This window comes from Pseudomonas sp. PDM30 (genome assembly GCF_019218985.1).
GTDB lineage: Bacteria > Pseudomonadota > Gammaproteobacteria > Pseudomonadales > Pseudomonadaceae > Aquipseudomonas > Aquipseudomonas jessenii.
In genome coordinates, this window is sequence record NZ_JAHUWM010000009.1 from 230,719 (window position 1) to 253,775 (window position 23,057).

Annotated in this window: 23 protein-coding genes and 2 pseudogenes; 13 read left to right on the forward strand and 12 right to left on the reverse strand. The window is 58.5% G+C overall.

All coding sequences use genetic code 11. The features are described 5' to 3' along the window. The first annotated feature begins 110 nt into the window (after positions 1 to 110). Positions 111 to 998, forward strand: a complete 888-nt coding sequence (yghX, locus tag KW840_RS21510; protein WP_218497703.1) for a YghX family hydrolase — start codon at positions 111 to 113, stop codon at positions 996 to 998. Between the two features lie 142 nt (positions 999 to 1,140). On the opposite strand, the gene KW840_RS21515 is transcribed toward yghX, so the two are convergent. Together KW840_RS21515 and KW840_RS21520 are read right to left on the reverse strand one after the other, a co-directional pair. Further along, complete coding sequence (locus tag KW840_RS21515; RefSeq protein ID WP_056727305.1) at positions 1,141 to 1,794, reverse strand: peroxiredoxin; 654 nt, start codon at positions 1,792 to 1,794, stop codon at positions 1,141 to 1,143. Between the two features lie 123 nt (positions 1,795 to 1,917). Beyond that, entirely contained in the window at positions 1,918 to 2,862 is a 945-nt protein-coding gene (locus KW840_RS21520; RefSeq protein WP_218497705.1) for an aldo/keto reductase, read from the reverse strand. A 129-nt stretch (positions 2,863 to 2,991) separates the two neighbouring features. On the opposite strand from KW840_RS21520, the gene KW840_RS21525 reads away from it, so the two are divergent. The 5 genes from KW840_RS21525 (at position 2,992) to KW840_RS21545 (ending at position 7,054) form a co-directional block, all read left to right on the forward strand. Further along, positions 2,992 to 3,780, forward strand: a complete 789-nt coding sequence (locus KW840_RS21525; protein WP_218497708.1) for an alpha/beta hydrolase — start codon at positions 2,992 to 2,994, stop codon at positions 3,778 to 3,780. A gap of 133 nt (positions 3,781 to 3,913) precedes the next feature. After that, positions 3,914 to 4,543 (forward strand): hypothetical protein, encoded by a 630-nt coding sequence (locus KW840_RS21530; RefSeq protein ID WP_218497709.1) that lies wholly within the window; start codon positions 3,914 to 3,916, stop codon positions 4,541 to 4,543. A 19-nt stretch (positions 4,544 to 4,562) separates the two neighbouring features. Continuing rightward, positions 4,563 to 5,228, forward strand: a complete 666-nt coding sequence (locus KW840_RS21535) for a metalloregulator ArsR/SmtB family transcription factor (RefSeq protein WP_218497712.1) — start codon at positions 4,563 to 4,565, stop codon at positions 5,226 to 5,228. 175 nt (positions 5,229 to 5,403) lie between these two features. Further along, positions 5,404 to 6,264: a CAP domain-containing protein gene (locus tag KW840_RS21540; protein ID WP_150814604.1), complete on the forward strand. Its 861-nt coding sequence runs from the start codon at positions 5,404 to 5,406 to the stop codon at positions 6,262 to 6,264. Positions 6,265 to 6,652: 388 nt separating this feature from the next. Then, positions 6,653 to 7,054, forward strand: coding sequence for a GFA family protein (locus KW840_RS21545; RefSeq protein WP_090456207.1), 402 nt, complete (start codon positions 6,653 to 6,655; stop codon positions 7,052 to 7,054). Positions 7,055 to 7,307: 253 nt separating this feature from the next. On the opposite strand, the gene KW840_RS21550 is transcribed toward KW840_RS21545, so the two are convergent. Next, positions 7,308 to 7,940: a PQQ-binding-like beta-propeller repeat protein gene (locus tag KW840_RS21550; protein WP_218497723.1), complete on the reverse strand. Its 633-nt coding sequence runs from the start codon at positions 7,938 to 7,940 to the stop codon at positions 7,308 to 7,310. Between the two features lie 35 nt (positions 7,941 to 7,975). Then, a complete protein-coding gene (locus tag KW840_RS21555) occupies positions 7,976 to 9,196 on the reverse strand; it encodes a helix-turn-helix domain-containing protein (protein WP_218497725.1) in 1,221 nt (406 codons plus the stop codon). 84 nt (positions 9,197 to 9,280) lie between these two features. Between KW840_RS21555 and KW840_RS21560 the strand changes: the two genes are divergently transcribed. Both KW840_RS21560 and KW840_RS21565 read left to right on the forward strand, forming a co-directional pair. Beyond that, on the forward strand, positions 9,281 to 10,039 hold the full coding sequence (locus tag KW840_RS21560) for a DUF899 domain-containing protein (protein ID WP_090456211.1): 759 nt from the start codon (positions 9,281 to 9,283) through the stop codon (positions 10,037 to 10,039). Positions 10,040 to 10,319: 280 nt separating this feature from the next. Beyond that, positions 10,320 to 10,565, forward strand: a pseudogene (locus KW840_RS21565) (thiamine biosynthesis protein ThiJ); the annotation flags it as partial. Here KW840_RS21565 and KW840_RS21570 read toward each other — a convergent pair. Together KW840_RS21570 and KW840_RS21575 are read right to left on the reverse strand one after the other, a co-directional pair. Continuing rightward, positions 10,548 to 11,318 (reverse strand): APH(3')-II family aminoglycoside O-phosphotransferase, encoded by a 771-nt coding sequence (locus tag KW840_RS21570; RefSeq protein ID WP_218497727.1) that lies wholly within the window; start codon positions 11,316 to 11,318, stop codon positions 10,548 to 10,550. The pseudogene KW840_RS21565 and the gene KW840_RS21570 sit on opposite strands and share 18 nt — an antisense overlap. Before the next feature lie 71 nt (positions 11,319 to 11,389). Beyond that, positions 11,390 to 11,884 carry a DUF2938 domain-containing protein gene (locus KW840_RS21575; RefSeq protein ID WP_218497729.1) on the reverse strand — a complete coding sequence of 165 codons (495 nt, stop codon included), beginning with the start codon at positions 11,882 to 11,884 and terminating at the stop codon, positions 11,390 to 11,392. Positions 11,885 to 11,965: 81 nt separating this feature from the next. Between KW840_RS21575 and KW840_RS21580 the strand changes: the two genes are divergently transcribed. Next, the gene (locus KW840_RS21580) at positions 11,966 to 12,400 is read left to right on the forward strand and encodes a helix-turn-helix domain-containing protein (RefSeq protein ID WP_218497731.1); all 435 of its coding nucleotides are present in this window, start codon (positions 11,966 to 11,968) and stop codon (positions 12,398 to 12,400) included. Between the two features lie 105 nt (positions 12,401 to 12,505). On the opposite strand, the gene KW840_RS21585 is transcribed toward KW840_RS21580, so the two are convergent. Further along, positions 12,506 to 13,120: a helix-turn-helix domain-containing protein gene (locus tag KW840_RS21585; RefSeq protein WP_218497732.1), complete on the reverse strand. Its 615-nt coding sequence runs from the start codon at positions 13,118 to 13,120 to the stop codon at positions 12,506 to 12,508. 183 nt (positions 13,121 to 13,303) lie between these two features. Here KW840_RS21585 and KW840_RS21590 point away from each other — a divergent pair, with 183 nt between their 5' ends. From KW840_RS21590 to KW840_RS21605, 4 genes are all read left to right on the forward strand, one after another. Beyond that, positions 13,304 to 14,440 (forward strand): FAD-binding oxidoreductase, encoded by a 1,137-nt coding sequence (locus tag KW840_RS21590; protein WP_218497734.1) that lies wholly within the window; start codon positions 13,304 to 13,306, stop codon positions 14,438 to 14,440. A 26-nt stretch (positions 14,441 to 14,466) separates the two neighbouring features. Next, complete coding sequence (locus KW840_RS21595; protein ID WP_154908640.1) at positions 14,467 to 14,847, forward strand: RidA family protein; 381 nt, start codon at positions 14,467 to 14,469, stop codon at positions 14,845 to 14,847. 94 nt (positions 14,848 to 14,941) lie between these two features. Next, on the forward strand, positions 14,942 to 15,997 hold the full coding sequence (locus KW840_RS21600) for a hypothetical protein (RefSeq protein WP_218497736.1): 1,056 nt from the start codon (positions 14,942 to 14,944) through the stop codon (positions 15,995 to 15,997). Positions 15,998 to 16,266: 269 nt separating this feature from the next. After that, complete coding sequence (locus KW840_RS21605) at positions 16,267 to 16,692, forward strand: N-acetyltransferase (protein WP_218497738.1); 426 nt, start codon at positions 16,267 to 16,269, stop codon at positions 16,690 to 16,692. A 95-nt stretch (positions 16,693 to 16,787) separates the two neighbouring features. On the opposite strand, the pseudogene KW840_RS21610 reads toward KW840_RS21605, so the two are convergent. From KW840_RS21610 to KW840_RS21630, 5 genes and pseudogenes are all read right to left on the reverse strand, one after another. Then, positions 16,788 to 17,555 (reverse strand): annotated as a pseudogene (locus KW840_RS21610) (amino acid ABC transporter ATP-binding protein). Continuing rightward, entirely contained in the window at positions 17,552 to 18,211 is a 660-nt protein-coding gene (locus KW840_RS21615) for an amino acid ABC transporter permease (RefSeq protein ID WP_218497740.1), read from the reverse strand. Before KW840_RS21615 ends, KW840_RS21610 begins: the two are co-directional and overlap by 4 nt. A gap of 10 nt (positions 18,212 to 18,221) precedes the next feature. Continuing rightward, positions 18,222 to 18,869: an amino acid ABC transporter permease gene (locus tag KW840_RS21620; protein WP_102671893.1), complete on the reverse strand. Its 648-nt coding sequence runs from the start codon at positions 18,867 to 18,869 to the stop codon at positions 18,222 to 18,224. A 63-nt stretch (positions 18,870 to 18,932) separates the two neighbouring features. Next, positions 18,933 to 19,721 carry an ABC transporter substrate-binding protein gene (locus KW840_RS21625; RefSeq protein WP_218497742.1) on the reverse strand — a complete coding sequence of 263 codons (789 nt, stop codon included), beginning with the start codon at positions 19,719 to 19,721 and terminating at the stop codon, positions 18,933 to 18,935. A 200-nt stretch (positions 19,722 to 19,921) separates the two neighbouring features. Then, a complete protein-coding gene (locus tag KW840_RS21630) occupies positions 19,922 to 22,969 on the reverse strand; it encodes an aminotransferase class III-fold pyridoxal phosphate-dependent enzyme (protein WP_218497744.1) in 3,048 nt (1,015 codons plus the stop codon). Positions 22,970 to 23,057 lie beyond the last annotated feature (88 nt).

Consider the following 23,057-nt stretch of genomic DNA (forward strand, 5'->3'; position numbering starts at 1 on the left):
CTCGCGATAGTGGCAGACCAGTCGACATCTATGTTGAATGACATTCCGCCATCGCGAGCAAGCTCGCTCCCACAGGGTCCGTGTTAAACCAGTCATGAGGAGTTGCAGCAATGACCCGTCTAACTGCCAAAGACTTTTCCCCGCAACTGCTGGAACTGTACGACTACTACGCCCACGGCAAGATCAACCGCCGGGAGTTTCTCGACCGTGCGGCGCTGTTTACCTTCGGCGGTTTGACCGCTGGAGCCCTGCTCGCCGCGCTAAGCCCCAACTATGCGCTGGCCGAGCAGGTCTCCTTCACCGATCCGGAGATTATTGCCGAGTACATCACCTACCCGTCGCCCAAGGGCCACGGCCAGGTTCGCGGTTATCTGGTGCGTCCGGCCAAAGCCACCGGCAAAGTACCAGCAGTGGTGGTCGTGCACGAAAACCGCGGGCTCAACCCCTACATCGAAGATGTGGCCCGGCGGCTGGCCAAGTCCGGTTTCATCGCCCTCGCCCCGGACGGCCTGAGTTCGGTCGGCGGCTATCCGGGCAATGACGACAAGGGCCGCGAGCTTCAGGCCAAGGTCGACCCGGAAAAGCTGATGAACGACTTTTTCGCCGCCGTCGAATGGATGATGAAACACCCTGCCGCTACGGGAAAAGTCGGCATCACCGGATTCTGCTACGGCGGTGGCGTGACCAACGCCGCCGCGGTGGCCTACCCGGAACTGGGGGCCGCCGTGTCGTTTTATGGCCGTCAGCCAACGGCCGAGGAAGTGCCCCGGATCAAGGCCCCGGTGATGCTGCACTACGGCGAACTGGACACGCGGATCAACGAAGGCTGGCCCGCCTATGAGCAAGCGTTGAAGGCCGGGGGCAAGACCTATGAGGCCTACATTTATCCGGGCTGCAATCATGGCTTTCACAATGATTCGACGCCGCGCTTCGACGAGGCGGCGGCGAAACTGGCGTGGGAACGGACGTTGGGGTGGTTTCGCAAGTATCTGGTTTGACCAGGGAAATACTCGGCCAGCAGGACTGGCCTCATCGCGAGCAAGCTCGCTCCCACAGGGTTCGAGTCGAAGCACATATCTGTGAACGACTCAGGAACCTGTGGGAGCGAGCTTGCTCGCGATGGCGGTATGACTGTTGGGACTACTTCGGCTGAGCCACGGTCCGCAGATACGGCTTCAGGGTCTTGAAGCCATCCGGGTATTTCTTCTTCGCGTCTTCATCAGACACCGAGGTCGGGATGATTACGTCTTCACCCGGCCGCCAGTTCACTGGCGTGGCGACGGTGTGTTTGGCATTGAGTTGCAGGGAATCAAGCAGACGCAGCACTTCATCGAAATTGCGCCCGGCGCTCATCGGGTAGATCAGCATGGCCTTGACCTTCTTGTCCGGGCCGACGATGAACACCGAACGCACCGTGGCGTTGTCCACTGCCGTGCGCGCGCCGCCGCTGGCATTGGGGTGGATCATGTCGTAGAGCTTGGCCACCACCAGGTTTTCGTCGCCGATCAGCGGGTAGTTCACCGCCGTGCCCTGGGTCTCGGCGATGTCACCGACCCAACGGTTGTGGTCACTGACCGGGTCGACGCTGAGGCCCAGGACCTTGGTGTTGCGCTTGTCGAATTCCGGTTTGAGTTTGGCCAGGTAACCCAGTTCGGTGGTGCACACCGGGGTGAAATCCTTGGGATGGGAAAACAGGATGGCCCAGCCATCGCCGATCCATTGGTGAAAGTTGAGGGTGCCTTCGGTGGTGTCGGCGGTGAAATCCGGTGCTTCGTCGCCAATGCGGATAGCCATGTTCGATCTCCTTGCAGTGATGGACAGGGACGCCGTCAGGGCAGCGAATGCGCTTTCAACGGCATGGACGCGACTCAGTATAGGAGAGGTTCGGCGACTCGCCGCAACGGGTTGAACACGTCGCTAGCCCACCAGCGCAATCAGTTGCTGACGCTGGGCATCGGTGAGCATCGGGCCAAAACCGGCCCGGACATTTTCCGCCATGTAGCGCGGGTTGCCGGTGCCGGGAATCACGCAGGTCACCGCCGAATGTGACAGCAGGTACTTCAGTGCCAGTTGCGGCCAGCTCTTGACCCCGACTTGCGCCGCCCAGCCTGGCAGCGGCTTATCTTTCAGTTTGGCCAGCAAGTCGCCACCGCCAAACGGTCGGTTGCAGATCACCGCCACTCCCCGCTCGCGGCACAACGGCAACAGGCGTTTCTCGACGCCGCGATCATCCAGGGCGTAGTTGATCTGCAAGAAATCCACTGGTTCGGCCTTGAGTACCGCTTCCACTTCTTCATAAGCCGACGCCGTGTAATGGGTGATGCCGATGTAGCGGATGCGCCCTGCTTCCTTCCAGTGGCGCAGGGTCGGCAGGTGCGTCTGCCAGTCCAGCAGGTTGTGGATCTGCATCAGGTCGATCCGGTCGGTCTGCAGCAGGGCGAAGGATTGTTCCATCTGCGCGATGCCTTCTTCGCGGCCCCGGGTCCACACCTTGGTGGCCAGAAAGGCCGGCGAGCGCGGCTCATGGATCGACAGCAGTTCGCCGACGGTCTGTTCGGCGCGACCGTACATAGGCGAGCTGTCGATCAGCTTGCCCCCCTTGTCAAACAAGGCATCCAGAACTGCGGGCAAGTCCTTGTAGGCCGGTTGCGAAGGCTCGACATCGAAGCCTCGGTAAGTGCCCAACCCTACGATCGGCAAGGACTCGTTGCTGGAAGGAATGGCGCGGGTCTGCATGGTCTTGCCTCCTGTTCCCGTCGACAGCACGGGTTGTGCCCCCGCCTGACCGAACGTGAAGACCGCCGAAGCACCGGCAGCCAGCGTGAGTATTGCTCGACGGGTGTACCCCACAGGATGGCTCATAAAACGCTTCTCACCAGTCGCCAGGGTCCGGCCTGTTGCGCCGACAATACGGATAACCCTCGCCAAGGGTCGATTGACTACACTCAGAAAGCCTTGTGGCGCCAGCCATTTTCAAACCCCGAGCAGTCAATGCCGCCCACTAACGTTAGTCGAATGTCGCGCACCCTGTTGTTACTCGTCGTCATCGTCGCTGCGTTGTACCTGGCGCTGTGCGTGGCGCTGTTCGTTTTCCAGCGAGCGCTGATTTACTACCCGCAACCGCGCGCCGTCGGTACAGACGCGACGCTGCTCACCCTACCGACTGCCGACGCACAGGTGCTGGTGTCCATCCGACCGCACAAGGGACCCAACGCGCTGATTTATTTTGGCGGCAATGCCGAAGACGTCTCGCGCAACCTGCCCGGGTTCTCCCAAGCGTTCCCTGACTACGCCCTGTATCTGCTGCATTACCGTGGTTATGGCGGGAGTTCCGGCTCGCCTTCCGAAGAGGCCATTGCCCGCGATGCCATCACGTTGTTCGACCAGGTACATGCCAGCCATCCGCATGTGGCAGTGGTCGGACGCAGCCTGGGTTCCGGGGTGGCCGTGCGCCTGGCCAGCGAGCGTCCGGCGTCGCGACTGGTGCTGATCACGCCCTACAACAGCCTCGAAGGGCTCGCCGCCCGTCAGTTCCGCTGGTTTCCGGTGCGCTGGTTGTTGAAGGACAAGTTTCAGTCCTGGCGGTACGCCGCCCGCATCACCGTGCCGACATTGTTGATCGCGGCCGAGCATGACGAGGTGATTGCGCGCTCAAGCACCGAGCGCCTGTTGAGTCACTTCACCCGTGGTGTGGCGTCATTGCAGGTCATTGCAGGGACGGGCCATAACTCGATCAGTGACAGCCCCGACTACCTCAAACGTCTGCGTGAAGGGTTGTAAAACCTGAGTGCAACGTGCCTTTCCCATGACGAAATACGACCGTTAATCCGAGAGTTCACCCACGCCCAATAAAAACATATTTTTATGCCTATATTGATATTGTCGAACATTCCCACTCTCAGAGGGTGCCGTCATGAATATCAAGATCCTGGCTTTGCTCCTGCTGGCTTTCTGTGCGCAACCGGTCTGGAGCCAGACGCCTGCCGCCTCACCTGCCGCTGCCGACAGCCCCGCGCTGAGCACACGCCTGGCCCTTCGCGACCTTTGGGTCGAACACATTTTCTGGATCAGAAACTACGCGCTGGCCAATCAATCCGCCGACCAGAAGCAAGCCAAAGTGGCGGCGGACCAGGTGGTCGACAACGCCACCAAAATCGCCAACAGCATCGCCCCGCTCTACGGCCAAGCGGCAGCCGATCAGTTGCTCAAGCTGCTTGCCGGTCATTGGGGCGCGGTGAAACACTACAGCGATGCCACCGTCGCGAAAGACGCGAAAGGCAAGCAGGCTGCCGTCACCGAGTTGACCGGCAATGCCAAGGCGATTGCGACTTTCCTGGCCACCGCCAACCCCAATCTGCCTGAAGCCACGCTGGTCAACATGTTGTCGGCCCATGGCGGTCACCACGTCGCCCAGATCGATGAATTCTCGGCACACGATTACACCGGCGAAGCCCGCACCTGGGCGATGATGCGCACGCACATCCTGGCCCTGGCCGACGCCTTGACCGGCGCGCTGGTCAAGCAATTCCCGGACAAGTTCTGATATCGCGCGAGGGCACACCATGCTGGAAGGACTGGGCCGAACACAGCAGGACCTGCTCAACGCACTGCTGCACCATGGGGGCGGCATGAGCATTGACGAGTTGGCTGAGCACCTGGCAGTCACGCGCACGGCGATCCGCCAACACCTGGCGGCGCTGGAGCGTGACGCTCTGGTGCTGCGCGGCGACACCCGGCCGACGGGCCGTCGCCCCGAGCAGTTGTATCAGCTCACCGACCACGCGCGCGAGCAGTTCCCTCGCCATTATCAGCTACTGGCCAGCGTATTGATTGATGAAGTCGCTGCCATCATCGGCCCTGAAGCCCTGGCCTCGCTGATGCGCAGCATGGGCCGCAAACTGGCTTCGGACCGTGAACAGCAGGTCGTGGATGAAGCCAGGATCGTGCAGCACATGAACCAGGCGGGCTACGAAGCCGAGGTGTTTTTTCGCTCAGGCGGCACCCCGGAAATCGTCGCGCATAACTGCGTGTTCCATCGCCTGGCCGCTGCCCACCCGGTGGTCTGCGAACTGGACCTGGCCTTGATTGGCGCGTTGGGCGGCGGTGAAGTCGAGCACAGTGAATGTATGGTGCGCGGCGGGCATGTCTGTCGCTTCAGGCTGCGTCCGAGCGAAACCCCGGACGTCGCGACAAAGCCTGCTTCAGGCAATACCGATCAGCCAGCCTAGCGCTGGCGTGACAACCGTTGCGGCCGGTTTCCGACGACCTGACACCCTTCGTCGGACTCATGGCTTCGCCCGCAAATAGACAGCTGCCCGCCGTGAACCTTGTTTCAAGGCACCAGTCATAGCCCAGCGCTTTTCCCCACTTTCTTCGTTGTCATCTCATCAGAGTTGTCCGTCCATGCGCCAAACTGTCGTTGCCTTGCGCTTTTCTTCGCTGTGCCTGTTTTCCCTGCTCCCTGTTTTTGCAAGCCCCGCCCACGCCGATGGGCAACGGCAACTGGTAGACGCCATCAATGACTATCGCGCCCATCCGCAACGCTGCGACCGGCGGCCGACGCAACGCTTATCACCCCTGACGCTCAAGTCGAACCTGGCCCTGCCCGTTGGCTATGGCGGTGGGTTGCGGGACCGGTTAAAGGCTTCCGGCTATCAGGCCACCATGGTGCGGTCCATCCGCGTGGTGGGTGCACGGGATGCCGAAGAAGCCTTCGATATGTTCCAGGACGAGCACTGCGCGGCACTGCTCGACAATCAATACGCCGACATCGGCGTCAGCCGCGCTGGGAGTGAGTGGCAAGTGGTGCTGGCACGGCCGGTGCTCGACGGGAAAACCGGCGATCCACGCAGCGCCGCTCAGGCGTTGCTGGCGCAGGTAAACGCAGCCCGGGCTAAACCGCGACTGTGTGGTCGCCAGCGTTTCGCCGCCGCACGGCCGCTGTCCTGGAGTGCAGCCTTGGGCTCCGCGGCACAAAGCCACAGCAAGGATATGGCCTACGGCAACTATTTCGCCCACCAGGACGCCGACGGTGACATGCCCTCCGACCGCGCCAGGGCCGCTGGCTACCGTGGCCGGCAGATCGGTGAAAACATCGCCGCCGGGCAAGGTTCACCCAGCAAGGCCATGGCCGGCTGGCTCGCCAGCCCAGGGCACTGCGCCAACCTGATGAACCCGATGTTCACCCAGGTTGGTGCCGCTTACGCCGCCAACGCGCGCAGCGACAACGGTGTTTACTGGACGATGCTGTTTGGCGCGCCTTGAGCCGCTGACCGGACCCACCTTGCGGGCATTAAAAAGCCCGCACTGAGCGGGCTTTGTGGGTGAATGTAACAAGTAGGTGGCCGGTGCTGGTCTCCGGCTTACAAGGTTTATCAGGCCTCCCACAAAAGAGTCGTGAAACTGTAATGGAACTCTTCTGCTTCACACGGCATAAGGGCTGGATCCCAGCGCGGGGATCTTTCTAACCGTGTACCCTTCGGAACGCGCCCCACGTCTCCTTGCTATCCTTTTGCGCATCAGTCTGCGTCTTCACCTACAGTTTTGAGGATAGCAAAACAGACACATTTGCCAACCGGGCTTTTAGACCGATTTCGACCAGCAGAAAACATGGCAGGACGGAAAAATACTATCGATCCACGGATGACTTTACATGGATGAGTTTCACCACGGCAGTTGCCTCTGCGGCGCCGTCAAATATCGCTTGTCGACCAAGCTGAAAGCCGTCACCCATTGCCATTGCAGCCAATGCCGAAAGGGCCATGGGGCTGCATTTGCAACCTATGCCAGCGCACCCGCCTCGGCGCTTGGCATCATGACCGGCGCAGATTCGCTGAAGGCGTATGAATCGTCCAGGGGTGTCACACGGCAGTTCTGTTCTCACTGCGGATCTTCACTGTTCTGGTCTGACTCGACAGGAGCGTTTTCCGAGTGGATTTCGATTGCCCTCGGTACGCTGGATACGCCGTTCCGACCAAACAAGCAAAAACATGTTTTTGTCAGCTCGAAAGCGGATTGGTACGACATCAACGATCAGCATCCACGAACGGACTGAGTGACTGGAGCGAGCTTGCTCGCGATGAGGTCAGCACATTCAACATTGATATCGACTGACCCACCGCTATCGCGAGCAAGCTCGCTCCCACAGTGATTTCGGTTGCTCGCAGATTTTGCGTACATCCACTAACCCTGTGGGAGCGAGCTTGCTCGCGATGGCGTCAAATCAGTCAACATCGATGTTGCCTGACACTCTGCAATCGCGAGCAGGCTCGCTCCCACACAGGTTGCACTTGGTAACCCGGCCTCACTCATGCAGGCCGGCGCACCACCCTCACTTTGCCGCTATCGCCGCCACCGCAGAACAACCGCTCGCCACCATCGGACTCCAGCCCCGACACGCCCACGCCTTCGGGCATTTTCAGGCTCTGCAGCACTTCGCCCGATTGCGGATCGATCCGGCGCAGCTCGCTTTCATCGCCTTCCCACGTACCGTGCCACAGCGCGCCGTCCACCCAGGTCACGCCGGTGACGAAACGGTTGGATTCGATGGTGCGCAGGATCTTGCCGTTCTCGGGGTCGATCTGGTGAATCTTGCGTTCGCGGTACTGGCCCACCCACAACGTCCCTTCGGCCCAGGTCAGCCCCGAATCGGCGCCTGTACCGGGAGCAGGAATCGTCGAGAGGATGCGACCGGTGCGGGGGTCGATCTTGTGGATGCGGTCTTCGGCGATCTGGAACAGGTGCTCCCCGTCAAACGCGGTGCCGGCATGGGCAGCGACATCGATCGAGCTCAGCAACTTGCCGCTTTCCGGGTCCAGGGCGTTGATTTTGCTGTTGCATGCGAACCAGACCTTTTCGCCATCCCAGGTGACGCCGCACACGTGGTCGACATCGGCAAACGGGCCATATTCACGAATGATTTCAGCAGTTGCGTGTTTCATCTGGCATTCCTCGATGGGGTTTGGTGCCGTTCATCCTAACCACCGGGCAGCGGCGCCGGGAGTAACAAGGTCGTCGCGAATCCCGGCACGGGCGGCGTCATCCAGCGCCGCGCTCGACCACGGCCAAACCACTGCACCTTGCCCTGCTCCGCCAGCGCATCGAGCGCCCGTTGCACCGTGCGCTGGCTGGTGCCCAGCGCCAGTGCCAGGGCGGAACTCGACCACGACTCGCCATCGGCGAGGCAGGCAAACACCGCGGCAAATTTTTCCTCGACCGGTTGCGCCAGCGTCACCACCTGCGTACACACCGGCGAATGCAGGGCATAACCGCGCGCTGTCGCGATAACGCCGGCCAACGGCTTGAGTGCTTTACGCAGCCTGCCGATTTCCACGCGAAGCCGGGCGCGATGGGATTCATCCGAAAGCTTCAGACGGAACGCCCGGGCGATCAGCACTTCCCGCTCAACGTCGGCAGGCCACGCCTCGGCCAACGCACGGGCGAGCACGAACAGGATCGGCCGCGTCGCGAGCGACACCGACATGCCACAACCGCGCACAACGTACCGGCAGGCGTCCACCACCAGTGACGTTGAACAGAACAACGCTTCAACATCATCGAGCAACAGCGGCCGTACTTCACCCTGGGCAATCAGACGTGCCGCGGGGGCATCGAGCAGATACACAGCGTGTTGGACCTCAGCCATCAGCGCCGCAATTCCGGCTTGACCGGCAGCCTGCCCTGCCCTGTTCAACGCCTCCCGCGCCGCGTGCGATTGCAGGCGCCGAATAGCGATCCCCGCCAGCACCAGTTCATGGGTTGCCCGCAAGGCCGGTGGCAATGGGCCGGGGTCGAGTCCGGCCAATAACTGCTGCGCCTCGTCGAGCTGGCCGATCAACAGCAGACGGCGGATTTGCAGATAACGCGCATGGGCGGCATTGACCCGGTCACCGTGGTGTTCAAGGGTGACCCGCGCCGTTTCGAGCGCCTTGACCGGCCACCCGAGCTCCCGCGAAGCCAGGGCGATTTCGGCCTCGGCCACCACACATCGCGCCCGGGCCAGTACTTCCTTGGGTGCAAAGGCCCGTTGCGCCCGCTTGACCAGCGCCCTGGCCCGCACCAGATCGCCCAGTTGCGCCATGGCGATACCGCGCAGGGCCAGGGCCGGCGCATCGTCGCGCAAGGCCACGCGGTCCAGAGCGCCCAGCGGGTTTCCCGCCGCCAACGCCTGGGCGGCCGCCGCGATCAGCGAATCCATCGAAATCCCGCCACGCTTGTCACTCCCATCATTCGATACCCGGGTTTAGTCTAAATCACGACCTTTCACCAGGAGCGTACAACGATGAACACCCACAAAACCGCGACCCGGGAACAATGGCTGGCGGCACGTTTGCAACTGCTTGAAGCGGAAAAGGCGCTGACCCGACGCAGCGATGATGTGGCCAGGCAACGCCAGGCATTGCCATGGTTTCGCCTCGACAAGACGTACCGCTTCAATACCGACAACGGCAGCGCCACCCTGGCCGAACTCTTTCAAGGGCGCTCGCAACTGCTGGTCTACCACTTCATGTTCGGCCCCGACTACACGGCCGGCTGCCCTTCCTGCTCAGCCATCGCCGATGGCTTCGACCCCGTCGTCGTCCACCTGGCGAACCACGACGTGACCCTGATGGCGATATCCCGCGCACCCTTGGCGAAACTGCAGGCCTACAAGCGCCGAATGGGCTGGACCTTCCCCTGGGCCTCGGCCGCCGATAGCGACTTCACCGCCGACTTCAATGTCTACTTCACCGAAGCGCAGCAGCGCGAAGGCTTGATCGAATACAACTACCAGCGCGGCGGCCATGCCATGGACGCCAGCCAGATCCCGGAACCGGTGAAACAATTCGCCGCGACCTGTGGCACCGATGCGCCGACCTATACCCGCGACAGGCCGGGGTTGAGTACGTTTGTGCTGGAGGATGGCGAGATTTATCACACCTACTCCACCTACGCACGGGGCCTGGACGGATTGTGGAGCATGTACCAATGGCTCGACCGCGCGCCCAAGGGCCGCAATGAAACGGGGCCTTGGTGGCGTCGGCATGATGAGTACCGGTGAGCGCCAGCGGTGTCGCTGACCGCCGATGAAAACGTCCGCCAGTTTGTCCATTAGCACGAGCTTGGTCTGTGAGATCCAGCGCCGGGTCGCCCATTGCTGCCATTCCTCGGCACGGTTAAGCGTGTATCGCGGCACGAAGTCGCCGAGGAAGCGGCCGAGGTTGTGCAGCGTCACTTCATGGTCGGTGTTGGCCATTTGCTCGAGCAAATCCCTCATGGCCACTTCGAATTCGGGCGGCCACTGTTCGCCGCCCAACACCTGCTCGACCGAAGGATTGGGCTTGCTGGCTCTGGGACTGGAGCCCGTTCCCCAGCCTCTGGTATGGCAGGGGAACGTTGCAACCGCTGACGGATGCCTTGCGGCGCTCTATCTGGCGGGATGGCTGGTTGAGTCCCGGTTCGATGTCGACAAGCGCCGCGCGACGCTGCTCCCCGTTCTGCCGGCTGGGCAGCAAGAGCTCTATGATGCCTTGATCGGGCTCAGCATCCGACAAGGAGAAGTCGGCTCATCAGTAGAATTCGTCTAGCAAACAGTAAAACGCTATACGTTGCTGATCTGGCTCCACACCATAGGCGCGAAAAAATGGCGCTACCCATGCCTGTCCAAGGTTGCGCTCTATGCTTCGGACAGCCAGTGCAAGATCTTGATAGATGTCACTGATGCCTAGCCGGCCACAGTCGATGTAGCCGGTAAAGCTGCTTCCTTCGACCATGAAATTCGGTAGGCAGGCATCGCCGTGGGTGACCGCAAGATCATAGGTTTCAGGGAGCGTCGAAAGCATCTCTGCGAAAACATCCTCAGCGGTCCGACCCAGCCGCTCATCGTCAAAGTCTGCCTCGTCAACGAGCCCGGCACTCACTCGACTCCTGGCGGCGGCTATGCGCTGCTCCAAGGGGTGATCAAAGGGACATGCCTCAATTGGCATCTGGTGCAGAGTACGTAGTGCCACCGCCAGGATGCTGATGACTTGGGGTGGAGACAAATCGTTGGCACTGGCCAGATCATGTCCAGGGACGGCACTCATGAGTAACCAATGGCGATTGTTTTCTGTCGTAGCATCAAGAACTGTTGGCCCAGGCAGGTCAAGCCGGTTCATCCAACGAAGACGCTCAATTTCTTCCGGCAGCTCACTGTGTACGCCAATGGGCTCGGACTTCACGAACAGGTGTTCCCCATTGATGCAGAGGATGCGAGAAACCTCGGCTCCTGACTCTCCGATAGTTTGTCGCTCAATAGGCGCCCCACTGAATGTTTCGGACCATTGGGTAGGAATGTACATACTGTCACTTACTCAAGTGTTGGCGGATTTACTGCCAGTCGGTTGCATGACAAGCGAGACTCAAACCCTGCTCACCTCGAAGTCAAGGCAATCACCACCGCGGACAGGTAGAGGCCAACGCCAAAGACGGCATGATTTATTAAACTGCGCATGCAGTTCTTGGCCGGCGTCGGCGTCTTGGAGGATGTAAATCCTGCCCCCATGGCGGGCTGTATAACAAAAAGCGGGACTGCCACTGTTGCCACGCCCAAAGCGATTGCTGGCAGGAAAGTTGGTTCCTGCAGCCAGGCGACTCCTTGAATGCACACCAGTAACACCGCGAAAGCAACACCCGTGGCGTAGTGCGCCACCCAGCCCAGGACCACTTCACCTCGCACCGGCATCGCTTGTCCAATGCTGGCATGAGCGAATTTTCCTTGGCATACATGACCTACCCAGCGCCCGACGAAAGCGAAATTCAGCGTTGGAACGCCAAAGGCCTTCATGAGGAACATCCACAAATCCATGACGACGGTAGCGCCACCCCCCAACAGAAAAACGTGTGCAACCACTTCCAACGATGCCATACCTACCTCTTGTTCATGGACCAATTAATCTTGCCGATGCATGATAGAAGTTGAAGTCAACTTCAAGTCAATGGGCTGAAAATGGATATCACTGAGGTCGTCAAACGCACGGGAATTCCTGCCCACACATTGCGTTTCTACGAGAAGAAAGGCTTGATTGCGTCAGTCAGCCCGCGCGGGGCTCGCCGCCAGTTTGCGTCTGCCGTGGTTGAGCAGTTGGCTGTTATCGCACTCGGACAGGCAGGCGGTCTCTCGCTGGACGAGATACATGCCATGCTTTCCCCGAATGGCAAGGCAGTTGTTGATAGAGACGTGCTTCTGGCCAAGGCGGATGAGATTGATGCGACCGTCAAGCAACTACAGGCGATGAGCCGGGGATTGCGGCATGCGGCCGCATGTCCAGCCCCTAGCCACGCAGAATGCCCGAGATTTCATCGGTTACTCAAGGTCGCAGCGGCTGGCGTCTTTAAACGGGGCAGGCATTCGGCGCCACATCCTGCGCCCCTTCGGCCTTGAGCACACCGCACGAGCGCAATCGAGCTCCTGGCATCCTTGGAATATGGCGGTCCCTATCTCGAGCTGGAATGTGAGTTCAACCTGGATCTGACAGCCCCCTCAGCGTCAATACTCCGACATCACCACCATCACTTCAGCGTCGGCGCCATCCTCGCCTTCCGCCAGATAAATATGACCTATTGAACTGTTGAAATAGGCTGTTTCGCGACAGCCGATGCTGATGGATTCACCCGTTTCGAATTGAATGCGCACACGACCTGAAAGGACGACGGCGAACTCTTGTCCGGGGTGACGGATGTAGTCTTCGAACTGGTTCAGTTCGCGCGCACAGATCCGCGCGTACATGGGCGTCATGCTGCGCCCGGGGAAATCCCCTGCCATCGGGTGATATTCGTAGTTGCCGGTGCTGTAGCCCGCCGCACTGTCGATGGCGGTGCTGACCACCGTGGGCTGTACCGCGCTGACGCCCGCCTTGACCGGGCTGAACAACTGGGAAATGTCCACACTCAGGGCCCGAGCGGCGGCCGCGAGTTTTTCGTAACTCACCGACACTTGCGCCAGCTCCATCTTCGACAAGGTCGACAGTGCCACCCCTGAACGCTCGGACAGTTGTTTAAGCGTCAACTTCTGGTTTTTGCGGATGACACGCAGGCGCGCGCCGACCTGGGCGCGATCTATCAAGGGATGGTCCGTGGAACACGAGACTCGATCGGAACTCATGCAGACTTCTCTGTCGTACGAAAACGGTGCCTGGGGCTGAGCCAAGGCAAGGGCTGGAAATAATACCTCAAGGTAATGGGTTGACTGGGGAATTCTCATATCTTACATTTCTCGTATATGAGAATTATAAAAATAAAGGGAAAACTATTTTTCCCCATCCCCAGAGACAGGAGTGACTTCGGTATGCAGGACAGCGAGTGTTTCGATTTCGCCATCATCGGCGGCGGTATTGCGGGGGCCTCCCTGGCCTATCGCTTGGCCGGGCAAGCCAGCGTTGTGGTGCTTGAGCGTGAGAGCCAGCCGGGTTATCACGCCACCGGACGCTCCGCCGCGATGTTCATGGAAAGCTATGGCACACCGCAGATCCAGGCATTGACCCGCGCCAGCCGGGACTTCTATGAGCAACCGCCAACCGGCTTCACCGAACATGCGTTGCTGGAGCCTCGCGGCTGTCTGTACGTCGCCGGTGAGGGGCAACAATCCCTGCTGCAACAAACCTTCGAAACCGGGCAGGCACAGGCTGGCAATGTTTCATTGATTGATACCGAGCAAGCCCTCGCGCTGGTGCCGTGCCTGCGCCCGGAGGCGATTGTCGGGGCGATGCTCGAAACCGACGCCCGCGACCTGGACGTCCACGCGTTGCACCAGGGTTTTTTACGGGCCATGCGCCATGCCGGTGGCGTGCTGCAGTGCGATGCACAACTGAGCGTCGCCACCCGCGAAGGTCTTCACTGGCACCTGACACTGGCCGACGGCCGCCAGTTGCGCGCACGCAACCTGGTGAATGCCGCAGGCGCCTGGGCCGATCAGGTTGCGCAGCAGTGCGGCGTGCAGCCCATTGGGTTGCAACCCTGCCGACGCAGTGCCTTTACCTTCGACGGCCCTGAGGGCATGGACTTCTCACGCTGGCCTGCGGTGATCGGCATCGACGAAAGCTTTTACTTCAAACCGGACGCCGGCCAACTGCTTGGCTCGCCGGCCAACGCCGATCCCGTCCCGCCACAGGACGTGATGCCCGAAGAGCTGGACATCGCCACCGGGATCTACCACATCGAAGCCGCCACCTCCTTGACCATCCGCCGCCCACGGCACAGCTGGGCCGGCCTGCGCTCGTTCGTCGCCGACGGCGATCTGGTGGTCGGCTGGGACGATCACTGCGAAGGCTTCTTCTGGCTGGCGGCCCAGGGCGGTTATGGCATCCAGTCCGCGGCCGGCGTGTCGCAACTGGCCTGCGCCCAATTGCTCGATCAACCCCTGCCCGAAACATTGCGCCGCCAGGGCGTCGAGCCACAACGCCTGGCACCTGGCCGCTTGCGCTGATCATCCCCCCAATGAGGTTGCATACCATGTCTGACAATTTCCAGCGTTACCCCAGCCACCTGCCCTATCCGTTCTCCAAGGCCATTCGGGTCGGAGACTTTCTATTCCTTTCAGGGCAAGTACCAATGAACCCTCTGGGCGAAGTGGTGCTCGGTGATATCCGCGAGCAAACCGAGGCCGCCATGGCCCGCATCGGCGAGACCCTGGCCGAATGCGGCGTGGGTTTTGATCAAGTGGTGAAGGCCACGGTGTGGCTATCGGACATGCAACATTTCGCCGGTTTCAACGAGGTGTACAAGCGCCACTTCGAGAATGGTTTCCCGGTGCGCTCCACCGTTGGCGGCGCCCAGTTGGCGCTGGGGGTCGATGTGGAGATCGAAGTGCAGGCCTGGGTCGGCGCCCGCTGATCCACCCCTGCTGTTTGCCAGTGCGATGCCCCGGGAGGGCCATGAACAGTGGTCCCCCATCAGCCATAACAAAAACAATTCGAGGCAAATCGTCATGAAAGAAAGTCTGAAAATAGCCGGTGCATTTGTCGGTGTGATTGTCGGTGCAGGATTCGCCTCCGGCCGGGAGCTGCAGATGATGTTCGTGGACTTCGGCGTGTGGGGACTGCTCGGGGCGGTGGTCAGCGCCGCGCTCTTCACCTTTCTCGGGATGGCATTGGCGGGCATGGGTAGCCGACTGCAGGCAAGGTCCCATAAGGACGTGGTGTATGCACTGTGCGGACGCTACCTGGGTACCTTTGTCGACCTGATGATCACCTTCTTCATGTTTGCGGTGACCGTGGTCATGTTGGCCGGCGGCGGCGCCTTGCTGGAACAACAGTTCGGCATTCCCGCCATGTTCGGCAGCGTGGCGGTGACCCTGATCGTGGTCGCCATCGTGTGCCTGGATGTGCAGAAGGTCATTGGCATGATCGGCGCCGTCACTCCGCTGCTGATCCTGACGGCGGTAGCGGTAGCCCTGTATGGCGTCGCCACCCGAGGTTTGAGTTTCGGTGAACTCAATCAACTGGCCAGCCAGCAAGACGCTGGCGCAAGCCATTGGCTGCTGGGAGCGTTGTTGTACGTGTCTTACAACATCGTGGCCGGGGTGCCGTTTTTGGCGATCATGGGCGGCGCCGCAAAATCCGAGAAGCAAGCCATCTGGGGTGGCATCTTCGGTGGTGCATTGCTGGGGCTGCTGATGCTGGTGATGAGCCTGGGATTGCTGTCACGTCTGGACAGCGTGGCGGATTTGCCAATGCCCATGCTGTCCATCGCCACGGAGGTTTCGCCAGTCCTCGGTCTGCTGATGGCGGTGATCATTTTCCTGATGATCGTCAACACGGCCGTCGGTACCTTGTATTCCTTTTCGGCCCGGCTACTGCCGGCAGGCACTCGCAAATTCCGCGTCGGCTCAGCGGCCGCTGGCGCACTGGCTTTCGTCGGCAGTTTGGTCGGGTTTGTCAACCTGGTGGGCCAGGTCTATCCACTCTTTGGCTACCTGGGCTTTTTGCTGATTGGCGCAGTGGTCGTTGGCTGGTTACGTGTAGGGCGCCTGGCCCAGGCTTAATCAGTCGATAGTGGCGTGCTGGGCAAAAAAACGATCAGTGCGACCATGACCATCAACGGAATCGGCAGGCCGTACGGGGCGATACTCATGCCAGCGGCCCAAATAGACTGTCAGCGTCCAGAGCAAACCGGTGCTGGCGTTGGCGGTCACAGTTCCATATTTTGCTGATCGATCAGAATCAGTGCCAGGTAGATCTGCAAACGGAGGACCGTTGCGCGGAGCACGCATTTGGCACAATGTTTTCTTCCTGACTCAATCGTTGAGGCCTCATGATCCGCGACTTTCGAAACGTTGACCTAGAGCCCGTATTGGACATTTGGCTACGAGCGTCAATCCAAGCGCATCACTTCATAGCCGCCAAATTCTGGCATAGCCAGCTTGCTGCTATGCGTGAGGTCTACCTACCCGGCGCCATGTCCCGAGTGTTTGAGGCAGACGGGACGGTAGTAGGATTCTGCTCTGTATATGGAGACACACTTGCGGCGCTATTCGTATCGCCTGAGCGTCAGGGGGACGGTATAGGTACACAGCTTCTCGCGGACGCCATGACATCTAAGTCAACTCTACAGCTGACTGTGTATTCAGCGAATGCGCCTAGTATCCATTTCTATGAGAACCAGGGCTTTGTAGTTCTCAATGAACAACTGGACGCGCACACTGGCCACCTTGAGAAGGTGATGCGCTGGGTCGCCTAATCTGACTAATGTAGCTACAGGCGAAAGGAAAACGACAGGTCGCGTTAGCTTCAGCGTAAGCGTCTGCCCCGGGCGTTCAGAAGCGAAAGCGCAACTTATCTATCGTGCAGATGTTTTTTCAAGAATGACCGGGTTCGTTCGTGGACGGGGTTTTGCAGGATCTCTTGCGGCACCCCCTCCTCTACTACAACCCCGCCGTCAATAAAGACAATCCGGTCTGCCACTTCGCCGGCAAAGCGCATTTCATGAGTGACGATCAACATCGTCATGTGCTCCACAGCGAGTTGCTTCATGACCAGGTTGACCTCTTCGACAAGCTCAGGGTCCAGTGCCGATGTAGCCTCATCGAACAACATGACTTTTGGTTGCATCGCCAGTGCCCTTGCTATGGCAACGCGCTGTTTCTGTCCGCCTGACAGGCGAGAAGGATACTCATCGAACTTGTTGGCCAAGCCAACTTTTGACAAGTATTCCATTGCCAACTCACGAGATGCCTTTTTTGTAAGGCCCTTGAGTTTTATCGGACCAAGAGCGATGTTTTCATACACGGTCAAATGCGGAAATAGATTGAAGTGTTGAAATACCATACCCATCTGCTGACGCACAGCATTTATATGCTGTTCAAACGCACGACCTTTCAATGGCCGATTGACTTGCTCACCCTCTAACCATATCTCGCCATCGTCAAGCACCTCCAGGTGGTTGATTTACCGCAGAAGCGTGCTTTTGCCAGATCCACTTGGGCCGATGATGGCGACAATTTGTCCGCGAGATATGGAAAGATCGATTCCCTTGAGTACTTCAAGTGCTCCGTAAGCCTTGCGAGCGCCCTTCACCTCAACCATGAATTCCTTGCTGATCATCGTGACATCTCTACCTTGTTTTCGAGAAGATGCAGACCGGCTTCGAGAACTAGATTGGCTGCATAATAAATAACCGCGACAGTCAGATAAAACTCAAACGGGCTATAGGTCTCGCTCACGGCAAGTTGCGCGCTGTACACCAACTCGGCAATACCGATTATGGAAACCAGAGAGGTGTCCTTCAACAGGACAATCAGATTGTTTCCCAGCGGCGCAATAGTCCTGCGAAGCGCCTGCGGTACGATGATGTAACGCTGAGTCTGTCCGCGACTGAGACCAATGGAGCGGGCACCTTCAATCTGACCTGGGTCCACCGATACCACACCGGCACGAATAACGTCGGCATTGTAGACGGCAAAGTGCAAACTGAGGCCTATGATGCCTGCCACCAGGGCAGGAAGATCAATCCCCACTTGTACAAGACCATAATAAATCAAGTACAACTGAAGAAGCAGTGGAGTGCCCATGAGCAACCACGTAATAAAACGCACGGGCAGCGCCAGGATCCTGGGCGCATAAAGAACGATGAGTGCAAAGGCTACCCCTGCCATCAAACTCAATATGCTGGAACTTACAAACATCACAACCGTCCACCAAAGACCGGTCGCAAGTAGCTCGGAATAGGGTGTAACTATACTAAGATCCAGGCTTTGCATCTGAATGCTCTCACCTTGCCGCGAAGCGATTATCGAGATAGTCAACAACAAATCTGACCGAGTAGACCATCACGATGTAAAGCAGTGCCGACACCATGAAAATCTCAAAAGGTTTGTACGTTGAACTGATAAAGCGTTGCGCTGTATATGAAAGCTCAACAACAGAGATCGTCGACACCAGTGCAGAACCTTTGATAAGAGCGACAGCGTTCACTCCCAGCGGCCTGATCATCAACTTTGCAGCTTGTGGCAGCGTGATAAACCATAAGGTCTGGCCACGCCCGAAACCAATCGAACGTGCAGCTTCTTCCTGGCCTGGGTCAACGTTGGTGATAGCGCCACGAATGGATTCCGCCATGTAGGCAGCGATGTTCAGGCCCAAGCCGATTACCCCTGCGGCAAACGGCTCCAGTTCAATTCCGATCTGCGGCCCACCAAAGTAAATGATGAACAGCTGAACCAGGCAGGGAGTGCCGCGAAAAACGCTTATGTAGAGTCTTGCAAGGTATCGAAATGCGAGAACAGTGGACAACCGGGCAGCAACCAGCACGATTGCGACCAGAAAACCCAGCAGAAGAGCAAGTACAGAGATTTGCACCGTAATCCAGGCCGCCTCCAGGAAAAACGGGAATGTGCGTTGTATGAGAGTCAGATCCATGGGAACGCTCGGAAAAGTCGGATTGGCTGGCCCGACGACAGGTCGGGCCATGCTGAACATGAATCAGCGGATATCGTTGCCAATCCACTTCATCGAGATCTTTTCGTAGGTGCCATCGGCGAGCATGTCTTCAAGCGCCTTCTGCATGGTCGCCTTGAGCTCAGGGTTATTCTTGCGCAGGGCAATGCCCATGCCTTCAATGCCACCATCGCTATCCGGTGGAGTAATGATGCGAACCTTCTGCCCTGTTTCTTTGACGGCGACCAACACCGGAACACTGTCCATCACTATCGCATCGATGCGCCCGGCCTCCAGGTCGACAAGCATTTCGGGAAGACCTTTGTACGTTCTCACCTTCAGGTTGCCGCGGGCCCTGGCCCATTTATCGTGTGCATCCCCAAGGGTAACGCCGACAACAACATCTTTAAGATCATCAAGACCTTTGATCGAAGAGTTGTCCTTCACTACGATCGTTCGGCCAGCGTGGTAATAAGGCCCAACAAAATCCACTGCTTTCTGGCGTTCCGGGGTAATGGTCATCGAAGCGATGATGGCGTCATATTTCTTCGCGAGAAGTCCTGCAATTATCCCGTCGAATGGCGTCGTGATGATCGTCACCTTTACCCCCATCCGCTCAGCCAGCGCCTCGCTGATGGAGGCGTCGAATCCGACGATCTGGTTCTGTTCGTTTGCAAAGCTGAAGGGAGAGTATTGACCGCTCATCGCGATACGGATCTCTTTGGAATCCTGGATCGACTTCAAATCATCAGCATGAACAGCTGAGGTGGAAAGTAGCGCCGCTGCCGCCACGGTAGAAGCGACAATCAAACCCTTGAGCTTTTTAGTTAGCATGGATGGCACCTTGGAAGAATTGTTTATTATTTTCTTGGGGTTATTCACCCGGCCTTCATGAAAAGTCTTGCATAGGCACTTCTGGAAAGCACCCGGCAAGGTGTCAGCCAACCTGACACATTGCCGGAGTTGGCCGACACTATGTCGGGGAGCCACATCGTCCAACCTGGTGTCTTGTCGCACGCCCCGCCCTCTGCGATCTACCGGAGTGCGGCCTTAAAGCTTTCGTCCAGGACCTCAAGCAGAAAATCAGCGTTTGTCTGACTGAAAATCATCGATGGGCGCATTTTCAGAACATTGTCATGGGGGCCTTCAGTACCGATCAAAATACCTCGCTCCCTGGCACCATCGGCTACTTTCCTGGCCAGCTCCGTGGCTGGAACTTTCGTTTTGCGGTCCGTGACAAGTTCTATCCCGAGAAAAAGACCCAACCCGCGCACATCGCCTATTGCATCGTATCGCTGCTGCAACTTACGGAAGCCGTCGAGCAGATAGTTGCCAACGGTAAGTGCGTTGAGTTTCAGGTTATCGCGCTCAATTACATCGAGCACCGAGAGCCCTACAGCACATGAAACCGGACTGCCGGCGAAGGTATTGAAGTACTCCATGCCATTGTTGAAGCTGTCTGCAATTTCTCGCGTGGTCACAACCGCCGACATGGGATGCCCATTGCCAATGGGTTTGCCCATGGACACTGCATCGGGAACGACACCCTGGGTTTCAAAAGCCCACCAATGGCTACCTACGCGACCAAAGCCGACCTGGACTTCGTCAGCCAGGCAAAGACCGCCCTCTGCACGAACCATTGCATAGACTTCTTTCAAGTAGTTTTCCGGGAAGAAAAGTTGCCCGGCCACACTTGGAATGGACTCCGCCAAAAAGAACGCCGGGGATCTGCCCTGCTTGCGCATGAGTTCAATCTGATCCGCCACGCTTTCAGCGAAACGCTTGCCAAGTTCCTCGAACGACCAGTGATCCACACCACGGTAGGCATCCGGGACGGCCGCCTCAAACACATGATCTGCACGCCCTTTACCGGCTTTACGCTTGTACTTGTAAGGGCTGAGGTCGATCAGTTCCTGCGTAGTGCCATGGTAAGCCCAATCCAGCACAATTGCATCGTTACGCCCCGTGTGATTGCGCGCCATACGCAGCATGAGGCTGTTTGCTTCACTTCCCGAACAGCCGAAGGAAGCGACTGCCAGACCTTCAGGCAAGGTAGCCGTGAGCCGCTCTGCATACTCAACGATATTATCGTGCAGATAACGCGTGTTCGTGTTCAGGCGTGATGCCTGCCGCGAAAGCGCTTGCACCACATCTGGGTGGGAGTGGCCGAGATGGCACACGTTATTGAAGCAGTCCAGATACGCCCGACCAAAGTTATCGATCAACCAGACCCCATCACCGCGAACGAACTTGATCGGATCTGAATAGGAAATCGACAGGTTTGGAAGCAACAACTCCTTTCGCTTCGCAACAATCTCTGCCTTGGTGCGTCCGTCCTGGCTGTAGGTTTCCGGTGGAATCCCCGCGAGACTCGATGCATCGGGAAAAATGTCGGCCCATACCTCAAGATAAGCCCGTTCACCTACGCCGATGAATTCGCTCGCTTTCAACGCTGTGTCCGTGGACATTTGAAAATGCACATGGGGAATCCATCCGCCATTTTCCGTATCCGCCCCCATGTATCCCACAAGCGCGCCAGCCTCCAGGCGGTCACCGGGCTTGAGCCGCGCCAAGGCTTCATGAGCCATATGCCCCCACAGCGTCAGGAATGGCGGGCAACCTTCAGGCGAGTGCTCGAGCATGATCAAACCACCATAACCAAGCGGCTCATGCTCGACCTCGACGCTCTGCACCACACCGGCAACAGGCGTATAGAGAGGCGTTCCAGCGGGCATGATCAAGTCGACACCGACGTGAAGGATCCGACGCTGCCCTTCAATGAATCGTGATTCAAACGCCGTGTCGGTGTAAATGGTCCTTTCCTCGCCCCATGGTCCGATACCGAGCGGCACCTTGTGTTCGGCAGAAAAATCGTTCCACCACTTCGTTGCCTGCGCTGGACGTTGCTCGGCTGAAGCGATAGTCATCACATGCGAAGCGTCTCCGAACGGAGCAATGACCTTGTTCATCGTCGCAGCGGATGGACGCACGATATCCGCAAAGGACTTGCTGTTTTCGGCCACCCAGCGGCGAACCGCACCAGCGCCTTCGATCGCGTCAAAACCACAGGCTTTACGCAGGATCGCAGTCGCCAGACGAGGGTTCATGCGATCCATCCTTTCCAGAAGGCGCCAGGCCGGCGCTTCGCTGATGCCAAGGTAGGGATTGTCTTGCGTTCGGTCGGATCGCGATGCCGACAAGGTGACGCTCGTGACCAGGCGCATCGCGATGAGATTGAAGAGGACGTCAAGCTCCTCCGGCTGCAGAGGGTACTTCTCATGGAAACCGGCCGTGAGGGCGGCAGCCGCGCCGATTGGATCTTCCGTGTCGAGAATGGAATAGGCGCAGGTGATGGCGACTTCGGCAATCAGAATCGTATGGACCGCATCGCCAAAATCGATGATGCCCGAGACTTTCTGATGATTGCGGGAATCGACGAGGATATTCCAGTCATTGCCGTCATTGTGAATGACTTGTGCACGCAGTCGCGAAAGCTTCGGTTGAACGGTTTTTTCGAAACGTTCAATGAAGCGTTCCAGAATGGCCCTTCTGCCAGGATCTTTCACGAAATGCAGGCGTGAACTCGAACGTGCGGCGTGACGCAAATCCCAGTCGAGATCGCGTACCGCGCCTGGATGCATGAAGCCCTGAAGTGCACGATCTATCTCACCGAACGATTGGCCAAGGCTGCGCATCAATTCGAACGTGCGCTCGACCTCGGCAAGCGGCGTTCCGTGCAACCAGCTGACCAGGCGGACCGCATGGGTTTCGCCGGAGGGCGCTACCGCAGAGGCCAGGTATTCACCGGCAAGACTTTTCTTGAGAAAAGGCACGGTAAGCTCGGGACTGTGCGTGGCGAGGTGACTGAGAATGGCTGTCTGAAACTCGCTTTCAACTCGAGGTTCAGTCGAGTTGACGACTTTCAGAATCCATCCGGCATCGGTTCCTGTATTCAACCGGTAGTTGCGGTCGCGCTCGCCATCCAGAGGCGTGGCCGTACCGATAACGTTGAAAAGCTGCTCACTCAGTTTTTCGGCATCCCCTGTCGAGAACTGGGGGGCAGGATGGGAAAGATTTGTCATGGTAATTGTTTTCCAAGCCATTTTTTTCAGATAGCTTGGCACGCAAAGCCTTGGACGGCATTAGGTATACGGTCGGCTTCAGCCTGCA